We start from the raw sequence: 12,272 nt of genomic DNA on the forward strand, positions 1-12,272 counted from the left end.
CGGTGCCCGCGGCGAGCTGGACTGGTCGCGGTGCGCGATCGACTCGGTGAACATGCGGGCCCTGAAAAGGGGGATCTGACGGGTCCGAATCCTGTCGACCGGGGCAAGTACGGATCGAAGATCCACCTGATCACGGAACGGTCAGGTCTGCCCATATCCGTCGGCATTTCCGGGGCCAACATGCACGACAGCCAGGCGCTGATCCCGCTGGTGAAGGGCATTCCGCCGATCCGCTCGCGCCGCGGACGACGACGGCGCCGGCCCGGCAAACTCCATGCCGACAAGGGCTACGACTACACCCACCTGCGGCGATGGTTACGCGAGCGCGGCATCACCCACCGCATCGCCCGCAAGGGCATCGAGTTCTCGCAACGGCTGGACCGCCACCGCTGGACCATCGAACGCACCATGGCCTGGCTCGCCGGCTGCCGACGCCTCCACCGCCGCTACGAACGCAAGGCCGACCACTTCCTCGCCTTCACCAGCATCGCCTGCACCCTCATCTGCTACCGCAGACTCGCCAAATGAGATGACTTGTAAGCTGCTGTACGACATCGCGGCCGGGCACGGCTTCGTGCCGGCGAACCCGGTGATGCTGCCCGTGCCGACGGACGCGCCAGGACCAACGCGAGCACGGTGAGGCAGCGGGCGGCGAGGGGGCCGGTGTAGCCTCCGTCGGTCCCAGACCAGTTCCATTTGGCTTTGTGTGTCGGTGACTTGCCGCAGCAGCACCTGGGCGGCGGTGCGGTCGCCGGTGTCCGCGGCGGTGACCATCACGCCCAGCAGCAGGCCGAGCGTGTCGACCACGACGTGCCCCTTGCGCCCGTTGACCAGCTTGCCACCGTCGAAGCCGCGGCTGTCCGATCCGACGGCGGCGTCCGCCTTGACGGACTGCGAGTCGATCATCCCGGCCGACGGCTCCGCATCCCGCCCCAGCCTCTCGCGGACCTTGGCGCGCAGCCGGTCGTGGAACTCCTTGACCAGCAGGTGGTCGCGTCAGCGGCGGAAGAACGCGTAGACCCGGTCCCACAGAGGGAAGTCGGCGGGCATCGCCCGCCACTTGATGCCATTGTCGACGAGGTAGCCGATCGCATCGAGTATCGCCCGGTGGCAGGACGCCTCAGGCTGCCCGTCCCGGCCGCGCAACCCGGCCCGGCACCGGCAGCAGCGGATGGATCGCCGCCCACTCCGCGTCCGTCATGTCCGTCGGGCAACGCGACCGCCGCATCCCGTTGTCGGCGGCGTTTCCGAACCGGTGAGCCAGACAGTCACACTCGCGGGTGACCAAGGTGGACTGCCCGGACACCAGCACGGAAGACCGCGGCACCAGGGCCTTCCTGATGTTGCTCGGTGATCCGACACCAACGAGCCGTTCAGGGGGCCCTACTCGTATGCGCCGAACACCCCACGACCACCCGATCGAGACCCCCGTTCGACGGACACCACTCAAGATCGGAACGACAACAGCTACTTACCCCAGGCCCTGCTGGAAAGATCCCGCAGACCCGGACACTCGATGGGCTCCTCCGCCCGCGCACTCGAGGACTTCTTCACCCTCGAACGACTGGCACTGCCCACCGACCAAGCAGAACGGCTCGCCGCCGGCCGACGACAACGACGCATCGAAGCCGTCCCCGAACCGCTGCGGCAAGCCGCTGAGGTCGCTGGTCACCGACGAGCGCCAGCCCGAGGCTGCAGTCAACGCATCTCAGGCGGAGGCGAGTTCGAGCATCCGCGCCGCGAGCCGCTCGATCCGCTCATGCCACGCATCCCGCGCGGCCCGCGGATCCCCGGCTCCGTCCACGGTGAGGACCACCCGGGCCCCGTGCCCCGTCCCCTCCCCGAACTTCCAGCGCACCAGCTCGCCCGTGGCTGTCCGATAGGCGAGCACCTCGGGCTCGCTCACCTCGGTCACCCGGCCTTGCTCGTACGAAGGAGTCGTGAAGCCCCGAGGCACCTTGGAACCCTCCGACGCTGTGGTGCCACCCGCCAGTTCACCCCACACGACATCGGCCGGGCGCAGCAACTGACGCTCGAAGCGCACCGTCGTGCCCTCGATCTCCCCGCGGCCCAGATCGAACTGCTCCAGATACGCCTCGTGCAGATCACCCCGGTCCGGGTCGACGTCGACCGGCTCGCGGTCCAGGAACTGGCCGAGCGCTGTCATGCACAGATGCCAGCCGGAGGCGAAGCTCGCCCCGCCGAAGCGGTCGCCGAAGGTGTGGGTGAGGGTCAGCAGCGAGCCCTCGCCCTCGGGCGTGATCTCCCAGCGCAGATGGTCCTCACCCCACTCGAAGGCGAACAGGTGCGGTTCATCGGCGTCGGTCACCCGGCCCGTCATGCCGGGCCCGTCCTCGCCGGGGAAGTGGAACCCCATTGCACCACCGGGCTTCAGCTCGACGGTGACCTCGGACGGAAACCATTGGGCGAGCTGCTTCGGTTCCGTGATGGCCGCCCAGACGGCGGCCGGGGGATGGGCGAGCCTGCGGCGCATGACGAGCGCGGTGCGGCCGTCGCCGGTGGTGAGGGTGTCGGCTTCGGGGTTCATGACGAATTGTCCTTCTGCTGGTCGTCAGAGGCGCGATGGTCGAGGCGGTCGAGGTGGCGTTCGAGGCGGTCGAGGCTCGTCGACCACAGATGCCGGTAGCTGGCGAGCCAGGCGTCGAGTTCGGCGAGCGGCTCGGGACGCAGCTCGTACCAGCGGCGCTGCGCGTCCTGTCGTACGCGCACCAGGCCGGCCTCGCGCAGCACCCGCAGATGCTTGGACGTGCCGGGCTGGCTCAGGCCGAGCGCCTCGGTCAGCTCGCCGACCAGACGGGGCCGCTCGACCAGCAGATCCAGAATGCGGCGGCGCTGGGGCTCGGCCAGCACATCGAACGGTATGGGCATAGCTCGAACATAGCCCATGGGTTATATAGCTGCAACGGCATGTATGTAGGGCCTTCCGGCGTAGCCCAGCGCGAGCCGCACTCCGGGTCGCGGGGGCGCGGGGCGTGAGGGTGTGAGGGCGTCACGGTTGAACGGACGGAGCCCGATCGGTGCGGCGTCGGCTGGGCCGCGACGGAGGCAGCGCTGGGCACCGCGCCGCCCGGTGACTACGAGGACATCGTCGCCGCCTTCGGCGCGAGCAGCTTCGACGAGTACCTGGACCTGCTGGTGCCGGGTGCGCTGGCCACGGATCTGGTCTCCTGGAGCCAGGACATGGCGTAGGAGCGGGAGGTGAAGTGGCGGGCCTCGGCCACCGCGTCATGAGCCCGGTGGTTCGGGCGGAACCCGTAGGAACACGGGAGGAAATCCGCTTCGAGCACCGGCTCCAGCACCAGTTTCAGGGACGCCTGCACCACCCTGTCAGTCACGGTCGCGATCCCCAGACGGCGCTGCTTGCCGCCGGGCTTGGGGATCAGCCGTTCCCGAACCGGGAGCGGGCAGAAACTGCGGTCCTTGATCGAGTCCCGCAGTCTGTCGAGGAAGTTCTCGACGCCCCGCACGGTCTCCACGTAGTAGGCGGTCTCGCCGTCCACTCCGGCCGTGCGGGCTCCCTTGTTGCCCCGCACCCGAACAACCCACGCGACCAGCAGGAACGCGGGGTCGGCGACGAGGTTGAACAGATCACTGAACCTGCGATGAGGATCCTCGCGGGCCCACCGGTGCAGCTTCGTCTGGATCTCCAGTACCCGGCGTTCCGCCCTGGACAGGGCGTACTCCAGCTCGTCGGTATTCACCCACGACCCTCCCGGTCTTCCAGTCCTTCGGCTGCTGACTTGCTGTCCTCCTTCGCCATGTACGCGCCTTTCGCGCGCTCGGACTGCTACGAGGACTCCGCCACGGTCCGTTGCCGTCAGCCGACGACGGGCCTGCCCTCTCCCCGGCTGGCTGCCGGGACTTGGGCGGCATCGGACCGCTTCCCAGGTTCGCCGCTATCCGGTTGTCGAGTGAGCCGCCCAGCTGTACCCCGGCAGCATCGCCATGCCTAGGCCGCAGACCTTCAACATGGCCTCCGCGCCAGCGCGAATCACTGGCAAAGGAGTCGAGACCACCGCCATTCAGCGGTCGCGCGCACTGCACCCGGCCCAGATCCGCCAGATTCGTGCCGGTTCAAGTCTTACGAGGCTTCGGGCGCTGGTTCCTCTCGTACGGCTTCTCGTCTCGCTTGCCGGGCCCGTACCGTCTGGCAGTACCAGTACGTCCCGTCGTTGTCGGGGCTGCTTCCCACCCTTCCGCGCGTCTTCGCGATCAGGCTGCCCTCAGCTTCACCAGCCTGCTGCGACAGGCCAGCGGTGGAGGTCTCCCACCCCCGCCCGGAAATGGCGGCGCCTCGTGGCGCGCCATCGCGTACTTGAAGTCGATGCGGCAGCGGACTGCCTCGGCGGCCTGCCGGTCCGACAGGCCGAGTAGAAACTGCAGCACGCAGACGGTGGCCAGTTGAGCAGGCGAGAGACCTGGCCGCCCGTCCCGTGGGTACCAGTCGGCGAGGTCCTCGTCGTACCACAGCCCACCAGGCCGGTCACGCACCCATATCGCCGTCGTAGCACCTGGGTTGCTCGCCCGCGCAACCTGCGTAGTCAGAGGCGGGACCTGCTCACCGGAACAGGGGCGAAGGGACAACGGGCACCTCGACAGCTGCGTCGGTCGGCGGAACGACCCGAGCACGCACGCTGACCATGCTCTCGCACCGCGAAACTCCAAGATCCCCGACGGAGTCAAGCTGACCACCGCTCGTGGCGGGGGCGGCGGTGGGGGTGCGGCGCCCTGGGATTTCCGGGCCTCGGTGCGCAAGGACACGAAGGACGAGGCGTACTACCTGGACCTGTCGTGAACGCCACCCCGGAAGGACGGACGCGTGGCCGAGTACCAGGTCTACCTCGACGAGGTGTTCGTGACGACCTTGGCCGGGGGTGAGGACGAGCCCGAGGGACGGGCGAGGCACTCCGTCCACCTGGGCACGGAACAAGGCAAGACGTATGCCGTGCGGATCAGACCGCGGCTGCGGGAAGGCGCCTGGGGAGCGTTCTCGACGGCGCAGACCGTCACGACGGGCAGCTGACGACGAGCAGCTACTCAGGCGGCCGCGGTGGCGGGAGCGGGGCGGACGGCCGGGAGGTGGAGGTGGGGGCGAAGGCGGAGGCGAAGCGTCCGCGGGATGACGAACGAGCAGCGAGGGAAACGGGAAACCCGTCCCCGCTCCTGTGACTGCACCGAACGCGCCGGCTATCACAACGTCCCGGCCAAGGCCGGTGTCAAGCAACTGCGGCGGTGGTTGCGTCCATCAGCAACCCGAAGGCGCTCGTGACGAGCGCCCCGCGCCAACGCCGCCGCACTGGCCGGAAGTTCCCTCTCACGGACATGCTCCTCTCTGCCTCCGGCCCGAGGCTGCCGGATTCGCAGAAGCTCACGAATGCGGCAGGGTATGCCCCGGGCCATGCGACGGGCGGCAGTTGGGGCGGCAGTTGACCGGCAGCCCACCAACCCACGGTGCGATGGGAGCCCTTGCGGGTGCGGGAATGGCCGAATTCTTGCCTGTCCTGATGAATTCCCTGCGGCGCCGTGGACCCCTCGGCATTACGGTCCGAAAGTTCCGCCGTAACGGCGGGACCGCCGCATTTCGTGCCTCATTCGTCCCCCGTCAGCCACCCTCGCGCCACGGCGCGGCAACCTGCCTGGAAGCGGCTGCGGGCGCCCAGGAGTTCCATGAGGTCGGCCGCGATGCGCCGGGCCGTGCGGGGGGAGACCCCGAGCCGTTTGGCGACCACTTCGTCGGTCAGCCCGCGGCCCAACAGCCTTAGCGTCTCGGCTTCCTGGGGCGTCAGACCGCGCTCGTCGCGGTCGCGTGTCGCCGTCCCGAGGGGTACGGCGTTCTCCCAGATGGTCTCGAAGAGGGCGCTCAGCGCGGTGAGGGTGCCGCTCGCGGTCAGTACCAGCGCGGAGGCCCCGCTGTCCTCCTCGTCGGTCGGCACGATGGCCGTGCGGTGGTCGAGGATCATCAGGCGGATGGGCAGCGACGGGGCGGTGCGCACTTCGCCGCCGAGGCCGGTCAGCCACTTCGCGTAGGTGGTGGTCGCGGGACTGTTCCGCACGCTGTCCAGATAGACGGTGCGCATCCGCACGCCGTTTTCCAGCAGCTTGAGGTCCTGCGGATGGGCCGCTTCCATGTTCTCCGCGGTCTGGGCACCGTCGGGCGCCAGCGTCATCACGTCGGACGCGACGTCCTTGACGAGAATGCTGATCCTGTCCCGTATCTCCTCTATGCCGTCGAGGCGTTCGACCTCCTCGGTGATGTGCCGCGGCCTGGCAAGCGAGAACTCGGCCGTCAGATGGGCGGCGGCGAGGCGGAGTTGTTCGATGCGCTGTTGCTCGGAGGCCAAACGTTCCTGCTGTTGCGCGATGAGCGCCTGGACGCCGATCTCCGGGTCGACGGCCCGGAACGAGTGAGGGGCGTCCAGCGACGTCCGGATCAGGGCCAGTTCGCTGAGCTTGTCCAGTGCTCTTCGCAGCTCGGCGTCCGAAAGGCCGAGATCGTCCCGCAGTTCACTCAGGCCCACCTGTGGGCGGGCGAGTAGTGCGCGATAGACGGATTCGCAGGTGGGGTCAAAACCGAGCGCAGCCAAAACCATATCTCTCCCCCGGGCCGGTGGCTGTCCGACGACGGGGGCAATCCAAGCACGCATTCCCGGGTGTCACCAGTTGCCGGGAAAACCGTGACGGCTCCTGTGCTTCGGCGAGTGGCCCTTTCAGGCCTTGGCAGAAAGCGTCCATCTTCCCTGGTTGCTGCTCCTCGTCGGCTTCCCGAGGATCGAAGGATGCATCTCATCCATGTGCGCCTGCACACGCCCCGCGACTTCCGGGTGCCGGACGACCTGGCCGCACAGTTCATCGCGCAGGCGACCTCCGCGGAGGGCGTTGAGCATGTGAGCGTCCACCCGGGCGTCGACCAGGGGCTGACCGTGGGGCTGTATGTCGTGGCTGAGTCGCTTGTGAGGGCGGAGCAGGCCGCGCTCGCGGTCTCGCGGCGCACCGTCGCGCGGGTGCCCGCCCTGCAGCGGAGCAGCATCACCAGTTGCTCGGCGGCGATCGTAGGGGCGTACTTCGACAGCCTCCTGGGACGTGCAGGTGGGGATGGACGGACTATGCGGCTGCCGGATGAGGACACGGCCGAGAGCTGACATTTGCGCAGCGCCGGCCCGAGAGTAGTGGCACCGGCAGGCGGCGGAACCCCGAGCGGGGATACGCCACCGGACGCCGGGGGCGCACCCGCAACTCCCGGCTCGAATCCACTGAACCAGCACCCGCACCCTCAATCAGGAGGCCGTTCAATGTCCGCTATGCCCAACATTGTCACCCGGTTTGCCGCCACGCTCGCGCTCGTCGCCGTCCCCGCCGTCGGTGTCGTCGCAGTCACCGCGCACTCCGCGTCCTCCGGCGCCGGTGTCCGGGTCGTGGCCGACGAGGGCGCCGCCACCCCCACCCCCGACCCGACGGCCGGCAAGGACACCACCGGCTGGCAGTGACCGTTCGCACTCCACACACAAAGAGACGGGAGACAGGAACCGTGACCACGCCGACCAAGGCCAGCCCCTTCGCGTCCCTGCTGCAGTTCCACCGGATCCGGGAGGGCTACACCCAGCAGCAGCTCGCCGACTTCTCGGCACTGAGCGTCCGGGCCATCCGCGACCTCGAGCACGGGCGCGTGGAACGGCCGCGGCAGGACACCGTACGCCTGTTGGCGGACGCACTGAGACTGGACGAGGAGAGCCGCGACGCCTTCGCCAAGGCCGCCCGCGCCGTCCCGTCGGACCGAGCCGGCGCCGCCGAGTGGGCCGCCGTCGCCTCGTACACGGGATTCGAGTACGCGACCATCCTGCTCGCCTCCCTGGCTCCCGACGCCGGTGACGGCACCTGGGAGACCGCCCTCAACGACATGGCCAAGCAGTCCTGGCGCCTCCTGGCCGTCGACCAGGGCGTGGCATACCTGGAGCGTCGGCTCGTCGGCTAGAGGCTTCCCCTCCTGCGGGGCAGGAGTTGTCCAGTGCGGTGAAACGCCGTAGCCCTTGAGCCGGCAGTCCCGCATCACCCTTCAGTTCTCTTCCAGCCTGGACACGGTGTGTTCGACCCGTACCCGAGGTTGCACGTCACCACCGCGGCGCCGCACCAACGCCACCAGCAAGACGAACCGTACTCGCTCAGCCTCGAGAACTGCTCGATCCACCTCGGGCCATCAGCGGGCACCGCCGGCCCCAGTACGGCCGACGCACCCACCACCCCACCACTTGCGGGACCGCTCCGATGCCCGGCCGACCGACGCTCCGCCGCGCTTCGGCGCCGCCGTGCCTTTGCCGCACGCGCCCGTTCAGGGTCCGCCGGTCGAAGTTCCGCGAATCTGCCGTACGCAACTGCCGATTGACCGTAAAACCGCGAACTAATCTCACGCTGAAATCAGCCGGAGCCGCTGTCGGCCGGACCCGATCGGCCCGGTCGGCATGCCCTTTTCAGAGAATCGAGACCTCACATGGCAACGGGCCTGAAGGAAACGGCGGCACTTCATCGGCAGCGCCCGCCGGACTCGCCCCAGCAACATCTCTCCGACCCGGTCACCCGTGACGTACTGCGTATTCAGCACCGCATCCTGATGGCGATACGCAGACACCTTGACGAGGCCGGTTTCGTGGAACTGCGCGCGCCGATCATCGGTCCCGTCACCGACCCGGGAGTGCGTGGCGCCAAGCAGGTCGACATCGACTACTACGGCCGCCGCTACAAGCTGATGACGAGCGCGATCCTGTACAAGCAGGCCTCGCTGCACGCCTTCGACAAGATCTTCTGCATCGCGCCCAACGTCCGTCTGGAGCCCCCGGAGACCGCCGACACCGGCCGCCATCTGGCCGAGTTCCACCAGATCGACGTCGAGGCCGCCGGACATACCCGCGAGGAGATCATGCGGGTCGCTCAGGACATCGTGGTCACCGCGGTCCGTGAGGCCACCGCCACCATGGGGGAGGAACTAGCCCGGCTGGGCCGGGACACGAGCCGGTTCCAGGACGTACTGGCCGGCCCCTTCGACGTGATGTCGCACGTCGACGCCGTTGCCCGAGTGGCCGGCGACCCGCACGCCGAGATCGCCTGGGCCGACGAGGCGCGGCTCTCACATGAGACCGCCCGTCCCTTCTTCGTCACCGACTACCCCAAGGGATCGCGCGGTTTCTACGACCGCGAGAGCCGCGAGAACCCGGGTGTGCTGCGCAACTTCGACCTGCTGCTGCCCGAGGGGTACGGCGAGATAGCCAGCGGCAGCGAACGCGAACACGAATACCAGCGGATCGTGACCCGTATGCGGGAGACCGGGGAGAATCCCGCCAAGTACGGCTGGTACCTGGACATGGCCCGCGCCGGAATTCCAGCCAGCTCCGGATTCGGTATCGGCCTGGAACGGCTCACCCGCTATGTCACGGGCGTCGAATCCGTGTGGCAGGCCAGCGCCTACCCGAAACTCCCCGGCGTCTACTCGGCCTGAGCCCCGGCCCGCCGGCCGCGCCCCCCCGCACTTCCCGTTCGTGAGATCCATCAACCCCAGACAAGGTGGAGTGGAAAGCCATGCCGACCCATCGTGACGCGGACATGCCCGAGGATGGCCTCTCGTCGACCGGAGCCGAGGCCCGGCAGGGCAGCGGAGCGGTGGGCGGCGACAGTGGCCCTGTCGGCCCGGACCACTTCGGCCATGTCGTGGCCGCGTTCACCGCACAGGCCCGGCTGGCTCCCGACGCCGTGGCCCTGCGCGGTGACGGCACGCTCCTCACCTACGGCGAACTCGACCGCGCCGCCAACCGGCTGGCGCACCGGCTGGCCGGGCTCGGTGTGGGCGACTGCCCCGAGACCGCCGTGGCCGTGCTGATGGAACGCTCCGCCGACCTGGTGGTGGCCCTGCTCGCGGTCCTCAAGGCGGGCGCCGCCTATGTGCCGCTGCACCCCTCCTACCCCGCCGCGCGCATGCAGGCGGTCATCGAGCAGACCGGCGCCCCGGTACTGCTCACCGACCGCGCCACCCACCCGGGCGACCTCTTCGACGGCCTGGTGACCACCCTCACCGTGGACGACGACACCGCCCTGGCCGACTGCCCCGACACGGACCCCGGCACGGTCATCGACCCCCTCGGGCTCGCCTACGTCATGTTCACCTCCGGCTCCACGGGCGCACCCAAGGGCGTCGCGGTGACCCACCGGGACATCCTCGCCCTCGCCGCCGACCACTGCTGGAACGGCGAGGCGCAGCGCCGTGTCCTCGTCCACTCCTCGCACGCCTTCGACGCGGCCACCTACGAGGTGTGGGTGCCGCTCCTCGCCGGCCACCAGGCCGTGCTCGCCCCGCCCGGCCAGCTCGACCCGCGCACCCTGCGCCGCCTCACCGAACAGCACGGCGTCACCAGCCTGTTCCTGACCACCGCCCTGTTCAACCTCGTCGCCGAGGAGGACCCCGAGGTCTTCGACCTGGTGCGGCAGGTATGGAGCGGCGGCGAGGCATGCTCGCCCGAGGCGATCCAGCGCGTCCTCGACCGCTGCCCGCACACCGAGTTCGTCCATGTCTACGGCCCCACCGAGACCACCACGTTCGCCACCTTCCTCACCCTGCGCCCGCCCCACCGCGTCGGAGCGACCGTCCCCATCGGACGCGCCATGGACGGCATGGCCGCACACGTCCTGGACGACTCCCTGCGCCGGGTGCCCGAAGGGGCGACAGGCGAGCTGTACCTCGCCGGCGCCGGCGTGGCCCGCGGCTACACCGCCCGGCCCGCACTGACGGCGGAACGGTTCGTCGCCTGCCCGGACCGCCCCGGCGAGCGCATGTACCGCACGGGCGACCTGGTACGCCTGTTGCCCGACGGCGTGATCGAGTTCGTGGGCCGGGCCGACGCCCAGGTGAAGATCCGCGGCTTCCGCATCGAACTCGGCGAGATAGAGGCCGTCCTGGGCCGCCTCCCGGGTGTCGGCCGGCGCATCGTCGTCGTCCGCGAGGACCGGCCGGGCGACAAGCGCCTGGTCGCCTACGTCGTCCCCGGCGAGTCCGGTCACCCCGACCCCGACGAGCTCGCTGCGCGGGCCGCCGAGGAACTGCCCCCCTACATGGTGCCCACCGCGTTCGTGGTGCTGGACTCGCTCCCGCTCAACTCCAACGGCAAGGTCGACCGCAAGGCCCTGCCCGCCCCCGCCGCCCACACGGACGGCATACGGCCGCCGCGCACACCCGACGAGGAAGTCCTCTGCCAGCTCTTCGCCCAGATCCTGGGTCTCGAACGAGTCGGCGTCGACCAGAGCTTCTTCCGCCTCGGCGGCCACTCGCTGCTCGGCTCCCGGCTGATCAGCCGCATCCGCAGCGCCCTCGGCGCCGAGATCACCTTCCCCATGCTGTTCGCCGCGCCCACCGTCGCCGAACTCGCCGCCGTCCTGCGCGACAACGGCGAGCGCCGGCCCCAGCTCACGGTCGCCGAACAGCGCCCCGACCCGGTCCCGCTGTCCTTCGCGCAGCTGCGCCTGTGGTTCCTGCGGGAGTGGGAGGACGGCGGATCGACGTACAACATCCCGCTCGCCGTCCGGCTGCACGGCACCCTCGACGGCCCCGCCCTCGAAGCCGCCCTCAACGACGTGGTCCTGCGTCACGAAGCCCTGCGCACCCTCTTCCCGGCCGTCGACGGCGAACCGCGCCAGGTCATCCTCACCGCGCCCCACCTCACCTTGCGCGTCGCCCCCGCGACCGAGGACCGACTGCCCGCCCTGCTCACCGAAGCCGCCGGTCACGTCTTCGACCTGGCCACCGAACTCCCGCTGCGCGCGGCCCTCTTGGAGCTCGGTGAGCAGGACCACGTGTTGGTGCTGGTCCTGCATCACATCGCTGGTGACGGCTGGTCGATGGCTCCCCTCACCCGCGACCTGGGTCGTGCCTACGAAGCACGCGTGGCCGGGGACGCCCCCGACTGGGTGCCGCTGCCGGTGCAGTACGCCGACTACGCCCTTTGGCAGCGTGACCTGCTCGGTGACGAACGCGACGAGGACAGTCTCGCTCTGCAGCAGCTCCGCTACTGGAGCGAGGCGTTGTCCGGTATGCCGGAGGAGTTGGAGTTGCCGGTGGACCGGCCGCGTCCGCCGGTGGCGTCGCATCGGGGTGCGATGGTGCGGGTGCGTTCGGATGCGGAGCTGCATGCGGGTCTGGTGCGGTTGGCGCGGGAGAGCGGGACGACGCTGTTCATGGTGTTGCAGGCGGCGGTGGCGGCGCTGCTGAGCCGGCTGGG

General features: G+C 69.5%; 12 protein-coding genes and 2 pseudogenes. 7 read left to right on the forward strand and 7 right to left on the reverse strand.

From position 1 onward, the window contains the following. Positions 1-528: pseudogene (locus ABT296_RS37690) on the forward strand (IS5 family transposase); the annotation flags it as partial. 240 nt (positions 529-768) lie between these two features. On the opposite strand, the pseudogene ABT296_RS37695 reads toward ABT296_RS37690, so the two are convergent. From ABT296_RS37695 to ABT296_RS37720, 6 genes and pseudogenes are all read right to left on the reverse strand, one after another. Further along, positions 769-906 (reverse strand): annotated as a pseudogene (locus ABT296_RS37695) (transposase); the annotation flags it as partial. A gap of 90 nt (positions 907-996) precedes the next feature. Continuing rightward, a complete protein-coding gene (locus ABT296_RS37700) occupies positions 997-1,146 on the reverse strand; it encodes a transposase (protein WP_351934526.1) in 150 nt (49 codons plus the stop codon). A gap of 562 nt (positions 1,147-1,708) precedes the next feature. After that, on the reverse strand, positions 1,709-2,548 hold the full coding sequence (locus ABT296_RS37705; protein ID WP_351934528.1) for an SRPBCC family protein: 840 nt from the start codon (positions 2,546-2,548) through the stop codon (positions 1,709-1,711). After that, a complete protein-coding gene (locus tag ABT296_RS37710) occupies positions 2,545-2,889 on the reverse strand; it encodes an ArsR/SmtB family transcription factor (protein ID WP_351934530.1) in 345 nt (114 codons plus the stop codon). Before ABT296_RS37710 ends, ABT296_RS37705 begins: the two co-directional genes overlap by 4 nt. Positions 2,890-3,095: 206 nt before the next feature. After that, the gene (locus tag ABT296_RS37715; RefSeq protein ID WP_351934532.1) at positions 3,096-3,722 is read right to left on the reverse strand and encodes a hypothetical protein; all 627 of its coding nucleotides are present in this window, start codon (positions 3,720-3,722) and stop codon (positions 3,096-3,098) included. Positions 3,723-4,233: 511 nt separating this feature from the next. After that, positions 4,234-4,782 (reverse strand): transposase, encoded by a 549-nt coding sequence (locus tag ABT296_RS37720; RefSeq protein WP_351934534.1) that lies wholly within the window; start codon positions 4,780-4,782, stop codon positions 4,234-4,236. A 58-nt stretch (positions 4,783-4,840) separates the two neighbouring features. On the opposite strand from ABT296_RS37720, the gene ABT296_RS37725 reads away from it, so the two are divergent. Then, a complete protein-coding gene (locus ABT296_RS37725) occupies positions 4,841-5,044 on the forward strand; it encodes a hypothetical protein (RefSeq protein ID WP_351934536.1) in 204 nt (67 codons plus the stop codon). Between the two features lie 565 nt (positions 5,045-5,609). On the opposite strand, the gene ABT296_RS37730 is transcribed toward ABT296_RS37725, so the two are convergent. Beyond that, a complete protein-coding gene (locus ABT296_RS37730; RefSeq protein WP_351934538.1) occupies positions 5,610-6,611 on the reverse strand; it encodes a LuxR C-terminal-related transcriptional regulator in 1,002 nt (333 codons plus the stop codon). A gap of 186 nt (positions 6,612-6,797) precedes the next feature. On the opposite strand from ABT296_RS37730, the gene ABT296_RS37735 reads away from it, so the two are divergent. From ABT296_RS37735 to ABT296_RS37755, 5 genes are all read left to right on the forward strand, one after another. Next, the gene (locus tag ABT296_RS37735) at positions 6,798-7,160 is read left to right on the forward strand and encodes a hypothetical protein (protein WP_351934539.1); all 363 of its coding nucleotides are present in this window, start codon (positions 6,798-6,800) and stop codon (positions 7,158-7,160) included. 159 nt (positions 7,161-7,319) lie between these two features. Beyond that, positions 7,320-7,505, forward strand: coding sequence for a hypothetical protein (locus ABT296_RS37740; protein WP_351934541.1), 186 nt, complete (start codon positions 7,320-7,322; stop codon positions 7,503-7,505). Between the two features lie 41 nt (positions 7,506-7,546). Continuing rightward, positions 7,547-7,990, forward strand: coding sequence for a helix-turn-helix domain-containing protein (locus tag ABT296_RS38815; protein WP_502977431.1), 444 nt, complete (start codon positions 7,547-7,549; stop codon positions 7,988-7,990). Between the two features lie 513 nt (positions 7,991-8,503). Next, on the forward strand, positions 8,504-9,505 hold the full coding sequence (locus tag ABT296_RS37750; RefSeq protein WP_351934543.1) for an asparagine synthetase A: 1,002 nt from the start codon (positions 8,504-8,506) through the stop codon (positions 9,503-9,505). 80 nt (positions 9,506-9,585) lie between these two features. Further along, the coding region (locus ABT296_RS37755) for a non-ribosomal peptide synthetase (protein ID WP_351934545.1) at positions 9,586-12,272 on the forward strand (2,687 nt) is incomplete at its 3' end.

The sequence above is a fragment of the Streptomyces sp. NPDC000983 genome, from assembly GCF_040299205.1.
Classification (GTDB): Bacteria; Actinomycetota; Actinomycetes; order Streptomycetales; family Streptomycetaceae; genus Streptomyces.

Coding starts and splice junctions, on each gene's coding strand:
- ABT296_RS37705 (WP_351934528.1), bottom strand. CDS start 2,548: ATGAACCCCGAAGCCGACACCCTCACCACCGGCGACGGCCGCACCGCG.
- ABT296_RS37710 (WP_351934530.1), bottom strand. CDS start 2,889: ATGCCCATACCGTTCGATGTGCTGGCCGAGCCCCAGCGCCGCCGCATT.
- ABT296_RS37730 (WP_351934538.1), bottom strand. CDS start 6,611: ATGGTTTTGGCTGCGCTCGGTTTTGACCCCACCTGCGAATCCGTCTAT.
- ABT296_RS37735 (WP_351934539.1), top strand. CDS start 6,798: ATGCATCTCATCCATGTGCGCCTGCACACGCCCCGCGACTTCCGGGTG.
- ABT296_RS37740 (WP_351934541.1), top strand. CDS start 7,320: ATGCCCAACATTGTCACCCGGTTTGCCGCCACGCTCGCGCTCGTCGCC.
- ABT296_RS37750 (WP_351934543.1), top strand. CDS start 8,504: ATGGCAACGGGCCTGAAGGAAACGGCGGCACTTCATCGGCAGCGCCCG.